The organism is Paenibacillus tyrphae, from assembly GCF_000722545.1.
GTDB lineage: Bacteria > Bacillota > Bacilli > Paenibacillales > NBRC-103111 > Paenibacillus_G > Paenibacillus_G tyrfis.
In genome coordinates this window covers 97299-111609 of record NZ_JNVM01000001.1, presented here as the reverse complement: position 1 = coordinate 111609, position 14311 = coordinate 97299, and the positions used below count along the sequence as shown (strand labels likewise).

The 14311-nt window shown below is 31.6% G+C and carries 11 protein-coding genes; all 11 read left to right on the top strand.

What is annotated here, in order from left to right:
* The first annotated feature begins 3 nt into the window (after window positions 1–3).
* Window positions 4–3372 (top strand): glycosyltransferase, encoded by a 3369-nt coding sequence (locus ET33_RS00590; protein WP_036675157.1) that lies wholly within the window; start codon window positions 4–6, stop codon window positions 3370–3372.
* A gap of 10 nt (window positions 3373–3382) precedes the next feature.
* The gene (locus ET33_RS00585; RefSeq protein WP_036675156.1) at window positions 3383–4735 is read left to right on the top strand and encodes a mannose-1-phosphate guanylyltransferase/mannose-6-phosphate isomerase; all 1353 of its coding nucleotides are present in this window, start codon (window positions 3383–3385) and stop codon (window positions 4733–4735) included.
* Between the two features lie 77 nt (window positions 4736–4812).
* The gene (locus tag ET33_RS00580; RefSeq protein ID WP_051774993.1) at window positions 4813–6408 is read left to right on the top strand and encodes an acyltransferase family protein; all 1596 of its coding nucleotides are present in this window, start codon (window positions 4813–4815) and stop codon (window positions 6406–6408) included.
* A gap of 180 nt (window positions 6409–6588) precedes the next feature.
* Window positions 6589–8376: a glycosyltransferase family 39 protein gene (locus tag ET33_RS00575; protein WP_036675155.1), complete on the top strand. Its 1788-nt coding sequence runs from the start codon at window positions 6589–6591 to the stop codon at window positions 8374–8376.
* A gap of 75 nt (window positions 8377–8451) precedes the next feature.
* Complete coding sequence (gene rfbF / locus ET33_RS00570) at window positions 8452–9228, top strand: glucose-1-phosphate cytidylyltransferase (protein WP_036675154.1); 777 nt, start codon at window positions 8452–8454, stop codon at window positions 9226–9228.
* Entirely contained in the window at window positions 9213–10298 is a 1086-nt protein-coding gene (gene rfbG, locus ET33_RS00565; protein WP_036675153.1) for a CDP-glucose 4,6-dehydratase, read from the top strand. Before rfbF ends, rfbG begins: the two co-directional genes overlap by 16 nt.
* Window positions 10276–11247, top strand: a complete 972-nt coding sequence (locus ET33_RS00560; protein WP_161783516.1) for an NAD-dependent epimerase/dehydratase family protein — start codon at window positions 10276–10278, stop codon at window positions 11245–11247. The genes rfbG and ET33_RS00560 overlap by 23 nt, the downstream gene beginning before the upstream one ends.
* Window positions 11216–12049 carry a transketolase gene (locus ET33_RS00555; protein WP_235206605.1) on the top strand — a complete coding sequence of 278 codons (834 nt, stop codon included), beginning with the start codon at window positions 11216–11218 and terminating at the stop codon, window positions 12047–12049. Before ET33_RS00560 ends, ET33_RS00555 begins: the two co-directional genes overlap by 32 nt.
* Entirely contained in the window at window positions 12046–12945 is a 900-nt protein-coding gene (locus ET33_RS00550) for a transketolase family protein (RefSeq protein WP_036675149.1), read from the top strand. Before ET33_RS00555 ends, ET33_RS00550 begins: the two co-directional genes overlap by 4 nt.
* A 4-nt stretch (window positions 12946–12949) precedes the next feature.
* Window positions 12950–13318 (top strand): GtrA family protein, encoded by a 369-nt coding sequence (locus ET33_RS37140; protein WP_081890143.1) that lies wholly within the window; start codon window positions 12950–12952, stop codon window positions 13316–13318.
* A 9-nt stretch (window positions 13319–13327) separates the two neighbouring features.
* Window positions 13328–14266 (top strand): glycosyltransferase family 2 protein, encoded by a 939-nt coding sequence (locus ET33_RS00545; protein WP_036675147.1) that lies wholly within the window; start codon window positions 13328–13330, stop codon window positions 14264–14266.
* Window positions 14267–14311: the final 45 nt, after the last annotated feature.

Sequence of the window (14311 nt, the reverse complement as noted above, 5' to 3'; positions counted from 1 at the left end):
TAAATGAAATTTTCAGGTGAAAGATTCATTCCAAATGCTACGGACCGTGATATGGCAGTAGAACATTTACAAAGATACTACGCTCTTACTGAACTTGTGAAAGATAAAGTTGTCCTGGATGCCGCCTCCGGTGAGGGCTATGGTTCGTTCATTCTTTCAGATTATGCTCAAAGTATTATTGGTGTGGACATTAGCGCAGAGGCGATTGTTCATGCCCAATTGACATACGCAAAAAGTAACGTATCGTTTGTACAAGGTTCTATTGAACAATTGCCTGTGGAAGATCACAGCATAGATGTTGTTGTATCTTTTGAAACTATTGAGCACGTTGATGAATCTATTCAGCATCAATTCTTAAAAGAAGTTAAGCGAGTTTTAAAGCCGGGTGGGATGCTCATTATGTCGACTCCGGATAAATATGTATATTCCGAACGAGCGAATTATCACAACTCTTTCCATATAAGAGAATTCTATAAGGAAGAGTTCTATTCATTTTTGAAAGAGTATTTTAATAATATTGATATGTATTACCAGAAACATGAGGTTTCTTCTTTGATCGTTAATAATCGTTCGGATAGAGCAAAACGAATTCATATTGAGCAAAATGATCATGTAACTAACGGAAAATATTTGATAGCGGTTTGTAGCAACGAATCGTTAGCTGATTGCGATCTTAATTCATTTGTACCAGACCATCAAGATCAGCATTATCAGATGATTCAGCGCATTCTATCTCTTCAAGACGAGGTAGAAGAAAGAAATAAACATATCAAGCATTTGGACGAGGCGATTGTTGATAAAGATCGACATATCGACCAAGCTAATAATAAATTATCATTTGTTCATGAACAGCTAACTCATCAGAACTCTACGGTAAGTCAAGCATTGAATATCGTGAATTCTATGGAAAACCAATTGAAAGAAAATAGCGAGAAACTTTTGGGGGCTTTATTGAAAGCAGCTTCTCAAGAAGAGCAACTTCATAAGCTGCAGGAAGAATTAAAAGCTAAAGAAGAAATCATTGACTCGATGGATCATCTACATCATGAACTGAATAGTCAGTTCGAAGAACATAGCGCGACTCATCAAACAATTAACAATCAAATTGCCCACATCAATTTGTTATTAGAGCAAGAAAGAAAACTTAATAATATTCTTCAATCTGGTGGGTGGAAGGCACTCGCGAAATATTATAGATTAAGGGATTCGATTCTTCCTGATAATAGCAAAAGAAAATTACTTGCAAAACTTACTTATAAAGCTTTAAAAAATCCAAAACAAATACTTAGCAAAATAAACAAAAATAATATTAAAAAATTAAAATATTATCTTAATACGGAAGATCCGGGTTTGGTTGAAAGTCGTATTGACAATTTTTTGGACAGGCATGCTAACGTTGAACATTCAGCTGCACTGAAGCTTTATCAAGAGATTGATACTTCACAAAAACTTGTTTTTCCAATAACAAACAACCCGCTCGTTTCAATTATTATTCCGGTCTACAATCAATGGCACTATACCTACGCTTGTTTGAAGTCCATTTTAGATCATACGAACGATGTTTCGTACGAAATTATAATGGCCGACGACATGTCTACCGATGAAACGGTAAATGCACAACAGTACGTTCAAAATGTAAAAATCGTTCGTGATGGCACAAACAGAGGTTTCTTGTTAAATTGTAATAACGCCTCCAAGTATGCTGAAGGAAAGTATATATTCTTTCTTAATAATGATACTAATGTACAGCCAGAATGGCTCAGTTCGCTTGTAGAATTGATTGAACGAGATGAAGCAATAGGTATGGTTGGTTCCAAGCTGGTATATCCAGATGGTAGGCAGCAGGAAGCCGGAGGAATAATATGGAACGACGCAAGTGGTTGGAATTATGGCCGACTGGACGATCCGTCAAAATCTGAATATAACTATGTGAAAGAAGTAGATTATATTTCAGGTGCTGCCATTATGATTCGTCATGAGCTATGGAAAGTTATTGGTGGTTTTGATGAAAGATATGCTCCGGCATATTACGAGGATACGGATTTAGCTTTTGAAGTAAGAAAACAAGGGTACAAAGTTGTTTTTCAGCCTCAGTCTGTTATTGTTCATTTTGAGGGAATATCACATGGGAAAGATGAATCCAAGGGTATTAAAAGTTATCAGGTAACAAATAAACAGAAGTTTATAGATAAATGGAAAAATGAACTTTTGAATAATCATTTTGAAAATGCCGAGCATGTTTTCCTAGCTAGAGGTAGGACTAAAAACAAAGCTACTATTGTTGTGGTCGATCATTATGTTCCACACTATGATAAAGATGCAGGTGGAAGATGTACGTATCATTATTTAAAGCTATTTGTAGAGTTGGGGTTTCATGTAATATTCATAGGTGACAATTTTTTTAGACATGAACCATATACTTCTGAGTTACAACAATTAGGTATTGAAGTGCTCTATGGTGATTGGTACTACAACAATATAGAAAATTGGATTAAGAATAATGCGCAATATTTTGATTATATTTATTTAAATAGACCGCATATTTCCGTCAAATATATCGATGTCTTTGAAAAATATTCTAAGGCTAAAATTGTATATTTTGGACATGACCTACATTATTTAAGGGAATTAAGGAACTACGAAATTAATAAAAATCCCGAGCTATTAAAGTCTTCAGAAGATTGGAAGAAAATTGAGTTTGAGCTTTTTAATAAAGCCGATATTGTTCACGTTGTGGGTACTTTTGAACAGTCAGTATTATTAAAGGAATTTTCCGATAAGCTAATTAGAAATATTCCTCTATATATTTTTGATAAAGTTGAAAGTATCCATTCTAATCTGGCGGAAAGAAAAGATATACTTTTTGTAGGCGGTTTTAATCATAAACCAAATTATGATGCTATTAAATGGTTTCTAGATTCTATTTTCCCAATTATTAAACAAGGAATACCTGAAATAAAATTCTACATTGTAGGTTCGAATCCTCCTGAAGACATTAAATCGCTAGCTTCAACTGACATCGTTGTAACAGGTTATGTTACTGACGAAGAATTAAATCAGTATTATAATAAAGTAAGAGCTGTTGTAATTCCTTTAAGATTTGGAGCCGGTGTAAAAGGTAAATTAGTAGAAGCGCTGTCTTATCAGGTTCCCGTGGTTACCACGACAATTGGTGCAGAAGGTCTGGAAGAAATAGAGAAATGTGTAGTAATCAATGATGAAGAGTCGAGTTTTGCTAATTCAGTAATTTCTTTGTATAAAGATGATGTAAAATGGATGAACATGTCATTTAGTGGTAGAGACTATATAAATAAGTACTTCTCTTATACTGCTGCAAAAAGTAAGATATTGTTAGATTTCAAATCAAAATAGGTGATGATTAATGATAAATGTGATTTTATGTGGAGGTAATGGCACTAGGTTATGGCCTCTATCTAGGGAATTATACCCTAAACAGTTTTACAAATTATTTGATAATGAATCGTTATTTCAAAAAACTATAAAAAGAAACAAAGTTTTGTGCGATAAAGCTTTAATAATATCGAATGAAAATCAATATTTTTTAGCTTTGGATCAGCTTGAAGAAATGAATGAACAAAATGTTAGATTTATGCTGGAGCCGGTTGGCCGTAATACTGCTCCAGCTATAGCTTTGGCTTGTTTTTCTTTACCGGAAGATGAAATGGTTTTAATAACACCCTCTGACCACTTTATTGAGGAAAAAGAAGATGAGTATGAAAAAGCTATTTATAAAGCTCTCGAAATAGCTGAGAAAAACAAGATTGTTATTTTCGGAATAAAGCCTACTTATCCGGAAACAAACTTTGGTTATATAGAATCAAATGGAGAAGATGTTCTTGCCTTTAAAGAAAAGCCTGATATCAATACAGCAATGAAATTTTTTAAGCAAGGTAATTTTTTCTGGAATAGTGGGATGTTCGTTTTTAAAGCGGGGGTTTTTCTTCAAGAACTTTCCAAATATTCACCTGAAATATATGAGCTATGTAAAGTAGCCTTCCAAGAAGCTCGAGGGCAAGCTGTAAAAAGAATTCCAATCGATGCAATGCAAAATATTCCAAGTGACAGCATAGATTGTGCTGTAATTGAGAAAAGCAAAAATGTGAAAGTAGTATTATCAAAATTTAATTGGTCAGATTTAGGATCCTTCGAAGCTATAGATGATCAGCTTCCAAAGACGAAAGATGGAAATACCAAAAATAGCAATAATATTTATTTGAATTCGAATAACAACTTGGTTATGTCAAAAGAGAGATTTATTGCAACAATTGATGTGAATGATTTGGTTATAATAGAAACTGGTGATGCCTTGTTGATAGCTAAAAAGGGATCATCACAAAAAGTAAAAGAAGTGGTCAATATGTTAAATGACAATCAATCGTCTTTAACAAAAAAACACTTAACAGTCTATCGACCGTGGGGAAATAGTACTTTTCTTGATGAATCGGAGCATTACAAGATAAAGAAAGTTATAGTTAAACCTGGTACTAAATTAACAAAACAAAAACATTATCATCGGAATGAACACTGGGTTGTTGTAAGCGGCACGGCGAAGGTAACTATAGGTCAAAAAGAATTTATTTTAAGAACTAACGAATCGACTTATATTCCTATGGGGGAAGAACACCTAGTGGAAAATCCCGGGAAAATTAATTTGGTTTTTATAGAAGTACAGGTAGGACCTTATCTTGAAGATGATGATATAATAAGATTGTGAAATTTTTGGAGAATTACAAGTTATGAAATTTTAATTTTGACTGAAACGGCGTGCAAATGTGGAGAGTGTACATTTAAATGAATGATAGAACTATTGGACAGCTTGCGAATGGAAGGAATAATAACCTGGATCTAATACGTTTTATTGCTGCAACCATGGTTATATATTCCCACTCTTTCCCTTTAGGATCTGGTGATAACTCAAGGGAAATTATTTTTTTACTATCAGGTGGAAAATGGGATGCTGGTGCATTAGCTGTAGCTACTTTTTTTGTTATTAGTGGATTTCTTATTACCCAAAGTTACGAACGTTCCCGTAATTTAAGTAATTATTTTAAAGCTAGGTTTTTGAGGATTTTTCCTGGGCTAGCGGTTGCGTTGTTATTCTCGGCTTTTGTGATAGGACCATCATTTACAAGCTTAACACTTAAAGAGTATTTTTTTCATTCACAAACGTATGTATATCTAAAATCTGTATTTTTATTTCCATTAAGGTGGAACTTACCTGGAGTTTTTGAGGCGAACATATATAAAGGTGCAGTAAATGGATCATTATGGACAATACCTTTTGAAGTTATATGCTATCTAATAGTTGTTTTTTTGGGGATAATAGGTTTTCTTCGCTATAAAAAAATAGTTTTATTTCTGTTTGTAGGTTGTTTTTATTATTATTTGTTTCAAGCTACCATTTCAATAGAAATTACTCATATATTTGGTTTAGAAATCAACAAAATGATAGAACTGTTTTGGTATTTTTCTGTTGGAATGCTTATTTATTTGTATCGTAACTTTATACCATTAAATAAATATCTTGCAATGATTTGTATTATAATGTTGAGTGTTTCACTATTATTTGGTGGATTCAAAGAATTATTTGTTTTTTTTGGAAGTTACCTTATTTTTTATTTTGGTTTTAATTCGCAAATTAAATTATCTTCTTTCTCAAAATATGGTGATTTTTCATATGGCTTATACATCTATGCTTTCCCTGTTCAACAATCGGTAACTTACTTATTCGGCGGAAAGATGACCGCAGAATTAAACTTTATTATTTCATTTTTTATCACGTTAATTCTCGCAGTGTTTTCATGGCATTTAATTGAAAAACATGCTTTAAAATTGAAAAAGTTTTCACTTTTAAAAAATAATGATTCAGAAAATATATTAAAAAAAATAAAGAAAAATTACTACCTGTATCTAGATAAAATTATTAAAATAAATTGGATTACTTTTTTGATTATTTTTGTTATGTTTTTTGCTTCTATAATACATTATAATCAAAAACCCAGCATTATAACTTTTCCATATGTAAAAAATAATGGTATATTTAAAGGTTCTTGGTTACTGCAAAATGCTACTGAACCATACAGATGGATTAACAAAAGTGCTACTATAATACTTAGTAGACCTGAACAAGCAAGAACTTTAATTGTGGAAGGTTTTGTACCGGAAACTTTTATCGAAATAAATCAATTGAAAGTTTTTGCAAATGATCAACAAATACTTGAAGTTGAATTAAAATCTGGACATCCAATCACAGTGAATAGCTTGTTACCAACGAGCGATAGACAAGTTCAAATTAGATTACAATTTAATGATTCTCATAAGCCTAAAACTTCGGAACCAGATCAACGTGAAATGAGTGCATTGATAAGTAGAATAGAAATTAAATAGTAAGAAATAAGCAATTTACAATGTAGAAGTTATTGAATTATTTTCGTAATAACAATGAGATAATTATTAGTAATGAGGAGGTGCTTATGATCAAGATCTGAAATATAGATCGTATGATAAGATATATGTAGTAGACTTAAATCAATTTAAATTCTAAGTATTTTAGAAGGGACATTTTTTATGTTCAAAAATTACATTATTAGCTCAGGTGTAATAATAAAATTAAACCTTGCACTTCTTTTTTTAGTAAATTTCATTTGGTTTAATGCATTCAAATTCAATACCCTTATGGGTGATGACTTAAGTGCTTGGGATTATTTCCAAAATTACCATTCCTCTTTTTTGCAATATTCTTTTTTAGAAGCAGTTGCTAATAAATACAGGCCAGTTTATAACATAATACAATATATATTGTTTGATATTTTTGGGAAAGAATACAAATTGTTTTTTTTCACCAATATATTATTTAATTTTATAATCGTTTTAATCTTATATAAAATAATCTATACCTTAACAAAAACTAATTTTATATCTTTTATAGCATGTTTGCTATTCATAACTTCTCGGTTTTCTTATTACAATATTATACAAGTTTTTGGATTGATGGAAGCATTGGGTTTGTTTTTCTTTGTGCTAATAATTTATAATTCTATAAAATATTATCAGAGCAATAATAAAAAAATTTATATAATTAATTTATTGATTTTAAATTGTTTAATAATATTTACACATGAAAGATATATAGTGCTTCTACCTTTTTTAATATTCCTAGTATTAGCTATCAATAAAAATAACAAATACAGAATGCTAATATGCGGAATTTTAATTTCAGAAAATATTTTTAATTTTATATTAAAAAAATTATTATTAAAAACAACTGTTCTAGAAGGAACGGGTGGTAGGCCCTTAGATTTTGATTTTTTAAGAATATCGAAATTTTTTATAAGTGGATTAGGGAATATGTTTGGATTGAATATAGGGGATGCATATTTAAATGGACTTCCAATACAACAATCGAGTAATCTAATAATTAGCCTTTCCATTATACTTGCTTTGTTAATTATTGCTATATTCATCATTGCATATTGTAAATTAAAAGATAATAAAAATTGTAAGCTAGTAATCTTCCTTTCTTTAATACTGTTCAGTTCAATTCTTTTAGCAGCTTCTATTACAATTAGACAAGAATATAGATGGTTGTTAGCACCTTATATTTTATTTCTTATTGTACTTTCCGTTGGTTTCAATATAATATCAAAATCTTCTTTTTATAAATATTTATTGGTATCACTAGTAGCCTTGTTGACCTTGAGTTCTAATATTTATTATAAATCTTTTTTACCGAATGTCTTCTTTGTAAATGCAGAAATGATTTCTGATTCAGTTTATAAGGAAACAATAGAAAAATATGGAAATAATATTAGTCGATATGAAATATTTATACAAAAACACGATTCATTACCATGGACTCTATTAGATTCTACTTTTTTTAAAGTGTATACAAATAAAGATATGAAGATTAATTATGTTAATAATTTGTCTAAATTAAATATTAATAAAGAAGAAGCTGTACTTTTATTTAAATTAGATGATAATAAAAAATTTATAAATGTCACAGAAAATTATATTGAATTACCTAACGAAAATAAAATTTCTGCCAAAATACTACCACAAGAGTGGAGTTCACCGGAAAAAAAATATCCACAAAATACTCTAAGTGGGGATAAATTAGTGTATAAACTTATTCCTAAATTAAATAAGAAAAAAGGTCTAATGCTCAAGAGAATGGATACTAATCAAGAACTTTTGCTTTCAGATAATGTAATTGATAATGAATCAATTTCTTTATTAGAGAGTGGAAAGTTTGCATATTACAATATTAGTGAACAATATGACATTATCTGGATCCCGGTGCCTGCTGGAATGGAAAAAATAAATTGGGAAACAGAATTCTATCATTATGAATAGCACTTATTATGAAAGTACATTAATAATATGGATTAATAATTTAATTTTAATTATACTTACAATGGAGGGTTCGAAATGAAAGTAGTTATATTGGCTGGCGGATTTGGCACAAGAATAAGTGAAGAATCACATTTGAGACCTAAACCAATGATTGAAATTGGTGAAAGACCGATTCTTTGGCACATTATGAAAATATATTCTAGTTTTGGTTTTAACGATTTCGTTATATGCTTAGGTTATAAAGGATACTACATTAAGGAGTATTTTGCCCATTATTTTCTTCATGAATCGGATCTAACTTTTGATTTTCGAAATGATAATGAAAGTATTATTCACCACAATCACTCTGCTGAACCTTGGAGAGTTACTTTAGTAAACACAGGGCTCAACACAATGACTGGTGGGCGAGTTAAAAGAATAAAGCCTTACATTGACAATCAACCTTTTATGCTAACTTATGGTGACGGCGTTTCTAATGTGAATATTAAAGAATTGGTAGAGTATCATAAACTTCATGGTAAGTTGGCTACTGTTACATCGGTACAACCGGGTGGAAGATTTGGAGCATTGGATTTAAATGATAATGATCAAGTTCTTGGTTTTCAAGAAAAACCTAAAGGTGATGGTTATTGGATAAATGCTGGCTTTTTTGTTTTTCAACCGGAAGTTTTAGATTATATTAATGATGATTCAACTATATTAGAGCAAGCACCTCTGGAGAACCTTTCTAAAAATTCTGAATTAATGGCTTATAAACACAACGGATTTTGGCAACCGATGGATACTTTAAGGGATAAAAATTATCTTGAAGACTTATGGAAGAAGGGAAATGCTCCATGGAAACAGTGGTAGGAAATTTTTGGAAGAACAAAACTGTTTTTTTAACTGGCCATACGGGTTTTAAAGGTGCGTGGCTTAGTCTATGGTTAACGAAGCTCGGCGCGAAAGTGGTTGGTTATTCTTTGAATCCACCTACAGATCCTTCTTTATATAGCTTATGTAAGCTAGATCAATTATATCATTCTATAATTGGCGATATTAGGGATTTGGAAAAATTAACAAAGTCAATAATTGATTATAGACCTGAAGTTGTAATTCATATGGCAGCACAACCTTTAGTAAGATACTCTTATTCCAATCCTATTGAAACATATACAACAAATGTAATGGGAACTGTTAATCTGTTTGAAGCCATAAGAAAATCTAATTCAGTAAAAGCAGTAGTAAATGTTACTACAGACAAATGCTACGAAAATAATGAATGGCATTGGGGCTATCGTGAGCAAGATGCATTAGGAGGGTTTGATCCTTACTCTAATAGCAAGGCATGTTCAGAATTAGTTACTTCTGCCTATCGAAATTCTTATTTTCATCTTAATGATTATACATCACACGGAGTTGCGATAGCTACGGCAAGAGCTGGTAACGTAATTGGTGGCGGGGATTGGGCTTTAGATCGATTAATCCCTGATTGTATGAGTTCTTTATTAAAAGACGAGACGATTTTAATCAGAAATCCGCAATCTATTCGTCCTTGGCAGCATGTGCTTGAACCATTAAATGGATATTTGATGCTGGCTCAAAAGTTGTTTGAATTTGGCCCAGAATTTGCTCAGGCGTGGAATTTCGGTCCTGAAGATGATGATGTTAATACGGTGAAATATATTGTTGAACAGATGTGTTTCAAATGGAATGGTAAGATTAATTATAAAATAGACGACGCTCCTCAACCTCATGAGGCAACGTACTTAAAGTTAGATTGTTCTAAAGCAAAAGCGCTAATAGGCTGGAAGCCAATTTGGAACTTAGATAAGGCATTAGATTCAATTATAGAATGGAATAAAGAGTATAAAGCTGGAATAGATCCAGGAAAAATTTGTTTAGACCAGATTGGTTTGTTTGAACAAGAAAAATCCAAATAGGAGCGTGATTTTTATTTCAACAATAGCTGCTTTTATTACAGGTGCCACAGGATTTATCGGTTCTGCCTTGTGTAGAAAAATTATAGCTGAAAATGGAATTGTATACGCTCTTGTCAGAGAAAATTCAAAAAATATAGATCGATTACCCGTAGATAAAAATCTTAAGGTGATCTATGGGGATCTAGATGATTTCGGTCATATTAAAGAACAATTAAGTCAATTAGAAATAGATATAAATATTTTCTATCATTTAGGCTGGAAAGGCGTAGGTAATAAGGATAGAAATGATTCAATCCAAAGTCAAAATATAGAATCGACCGTACAAAGTCTTCTCTTGGCGCATTCGTTAGGATGCAGTAAATGGGTTGGTACAGGATCGCAAGCCGAATATGGTCCTGTAAATAGCAAAATTTCAGAAGAATATTCTACTAAACCTACGACTTTCTATGGAGCATCAAAACTCTCTGCAAGTATTTTGACACAGGTTCTCGGTAATCAGTTAAATATAAACACCGTCTGGGCGAGGGTTTTTAGCACTTATGGTCCAGGTGACAATAGCGGTTGGATGTTAATTGACCTAATAAATACTTTACTTGACAAACAAAAACCTAAACTAACTCTTGGCGAACAATTATGGGACTATTTATATGTAGACGATGCTGCAAATGCTCTATACAAATTAGGAATTACACCTAATTCACAGGGAGTTTATAATTTAGGCTCGGGAAATGCTAAAAAACTGAAAAATATTATTGAAATTACAAGAGATTTGATTGATCCATCGTTGCCGTTAGGTTTTGGTGATATTCCTTATAGACCTGACCAAGTTATGCATTTAGAAGCAGATGTATCAAAGCTCATAAGAGATACTGGTTGGCAACCAGAGTTTAATTTAGAGACAGGCTTAGGAAGAACAATTGAATATATTAAAAACGAGAAAAATAGGTGAAAGCATGAGTAATGAAACTATTGTAAATATTAAAAAGTCAATATTGCATATGACGCACTATTCTAAGTCTTCTCATGTAGGAACATCATTATCAATTGTAGATATTCTTTATGTATTATACTATAGAATTATGAATATCGACCCTGCAAACCCCAAAATGCCGAATAGAGATAAGTTTATTTTAAGTAAAGGACATGGAAGCGCGGCGTTATATGCAACCTTAGCGGAAAGAGGCTTTTTTAATAAAGAACTTTTGGATAGATATTATATTGATTATGGGGTATTGCCTGGACATTTAGATATGGAAGCCGTACAAGGGATTGAGTTGTCGACTGGCTCTCTTGGCCATGGATTATCTGTTGGTGTAGGAATGGCTATTGCAAATAAATTAGATAATAATGATGGAAAAGTTTATGTAGTATTAGGTGATGGAGAATGTAACGAAGGTTCTGTTTGGGAAGCTGTAATGCTAGCTGCAACATTGAGGCTTCAAAATATTACAGTAATCATTGACTACAACAAGTTACAAGGATTCGGTAGAACTAATGAAATAATAAATCAAGAAAATATGGCGGAGAGATGGAAAGCATTTGGATGGGATGTCATAGAAATTGATGGGCATAATTTACAGCAATTAGAGAAGGCATTTAACTCTAAAGCTGAAAGACCGAAGGCAATAATTGCACATACGATAAAAGGAAACGGAATCTCATTTATGGCAGATCAATTAGATTGGCATTATCGTTCACCTAATGAAGATCAGCTAGTAGCAGCTATAAAAGAATTGGAAGGTAAATTATGAGACAAACTTTTATTAATACCTTAATGAAAAGGGCCAAAGAAGATAAGCGTATTTTTGTTATAACACCTGATTTAGGTTTTTCCGTATTAGAAAAATTTAAAGAAGAGTGTCCAAATCAGTTTTTGAATGTTGGCATTGCTGAACAAAATGCAGTGGGGGTTGCCGCGGGATTAGCCTTATCTGGAAAAATAGTATACGTGTACAGTATTATTCCATTTGTCACGATGCGTTGTTTTGAACAAGTTCGGGTTGATACGGCTTATATTAATACAAATGTTCGTTTAGTCGGTGTAGGTGCTGGTTTGTCATATGGCCCACAATGGGCAACGCATCATTCGATTGAAGATATTGCTATCATGAGATCATTGCCTAATATGACAGTATGCTGTCCTGGAGATCCGGTAGAGGTTAAAAATATTGTGGAAGAAAGTTTCAAGCATCAAGGTCCTATGTATATAAGGTTGGCAAGGAATGGAGAACCTGTTATCCATTCAGAAGATCGAAAAATAGCCATTGGCCAAGCAGTTAAAGTAACTGAAGGGAAAGATTTAGTTATTTTAACAACAAGCAATACACTTGAACTAGCTGTAAAGTGGGTTGAATTGCTTCGTCAGCAAGGAAGGCATTGTATGCTTATTAGTTTTCCGACTGTAAAACCTCTAGATCTTGAGATGCTAAATAGTGTTATAGACTTAAACATTCCAATATTTACATTAGAAGAACATAGTGTTATTGGTGGTCTAGGCAGTGCAGTCTCTGAAATTATCGCGGAAAGTGGGAAAGGAGTTAAATTCAAACGAATAGCACTCCCTGATAAGTATTCGCATTATGTTGGAAGTCAACAGTTTATAAGAGAAAAATTAGGTATGACATTTGAAAATTATTTTAGAATATGATCTTATGATTACTAAAATTTTCCATAACAAATTTGTTAAGTTTTTATTTGTAGGCGGTTTGAATACTTTATTTGGATATTCTCTATTCGCACTTTTTATATTTGCAGGAGTTCATTATACATTTGCTTCTTTATTTTCAACAATACTAGGCATATTATTTAATTTTAAAACTACTGGAACTCTTGTTTTCAATAATAAGAAGAATTCTTTATTTGTTAAATTTATTATTGTTTATGGAGTTATTTATTTAGTTAACGTTTCTCTTTTAAAATTGTTGTCTTTATATATTGCAAATGTATACATTTCAGGTGCTATTATTTTACTGCCTCTTGCAATATTATCTTATGTATTGAATAAAAAATTTGTTTTTTAAGGTGAAATTATGAAACTTATCTCAATTGTAACCCCATGCTATAATGAAGAAGGCAATGTTGAAGAAGTATATCGGCAAGTAAGGCAAATATTTGAGGAATTAAAAATTTATCAATATGAACATATTTTTATTGACAATGCTTCTAAAGATAATACATTAAGTATATTAAAAGGAATTGCTAAGGAAGATAAGAATGTAAAAATTATTGTTAATGCTCGAAATTTTGGACATATAAGATCACCTTATTATGCCTTATTACAATCAACAGGAGAAGCAGTGATACTTTTTGCTGGGGATCTTCAGGATCCTGCTTATATGATTAAAGAATTTCTAGTAAAATGGGAAGAAGGATATAAAGTCGTATTAGGTGTTAAAACAAAAAGTGAAGAATCTCCGTTGATGTTTACTATACGGAAAGCATTTTATAATTTTATTAACAAGGTTTCGGAAATCGAATTAACTAAAAATAATACAGGTTTTGGACTTTATGATAAAAAAATAATTGAAATTCTTAAAAAAATTGATGATCCTTATCCATACTTTAGAGGGCTTATTTCGGATATTGGTTTTGAATCATACAAAATTGAATATTATCAACCTACAAGAAAAAGGGGGATAACAAGTAACAATTTTTATACACTCTATGATATTGCTATGTTGGGAATAACAAATCATTCTAAAGTCCCGCTTAGAATAGCGGCAATGCTTGGTTTTGCAATGTCTGCGATTAGCCTATTGATAGCTTTGTTTTACTTATTAGCAAAATTATTATTTTGGTATAGCTTCTCAATCGGTATGGCTCCGGTTATCATTGGTTTATTTTTCTTCTCCTCAGTACAATTATTTTTTGTTGGCATTCTAGGAGAATATATTGGATCTATTCACACTCAGATCTTAAAAAGACCATTAGTTATAGAAAAAGAAAGAATAAATTTTCCAAAGTTTTGAAAAATAGAATTTTAACTTGAATCAATTTTAAAAATAGTATCTCTC

Bases quoted from the DNA above. Each gene is read 5' to 3' on its own strand.
- ET33_RS00585 (WP_036675156.1), top strand. From the start codon at position 3,383: ATGATAAATGTGATTTTATGTGGAGGTAATGGCACTAGGTTATGGCCT.
- ET33_RS00580 (WP_051774993.1), top strand. From the start codon at position 4,813: ATGAATGATAGAACTATTGGACAGCTTGCGAATGGAAGGAATAATAAC.
- ET33_RS00590 (WP_036675157.1), top strand. From the start codon at position 4: ATGAAATTTTCAGGTGAAAGATTCATTCCAAATGCTACGGACCGTGAT.
- ET33_RS00545 (WP_036675147.1), top strand. From the start codon at position 13,328: ATGAAACTTATCTCAATTGTAACCCCATGCTATAATGAAGAAGGCAAT.
- rfbF (WP_036675154.1), top strand. From the start codon at position 8,452: ATGAAAGTAGTTATATTGGCTGGCGGATTTGGCACAAGAATAAGTGAA.
- ET33_RS37140 (WP_081890143.1), top strand. From the start codon at position 12,950: ATGATTACTAAAATTTTCCATAACAAATTTGTTAAGTTTTTATTTGTA.
- ET33_RS00550 (WP_036675149.1), top strand. From the start codon at position 12,046: ATGAGACAAACTTTTATTAATACCTTAATGAAAAGGGCCAAAGAAGAT.
- rfbG (WP_036675153.1), top strand. From the start codon at position 9,213: ATGGAAACAGTGGTAGGAAATTTTTGGAAGAACAAAACTGTTTTTTTA.
- ET33_RS00575 (WP_036675155.1), top strand. From the start codon at position 6,589: ATGTTCAAAAATTACATTATTAGCTCAGGTGTAATAATAAAATTAAAC.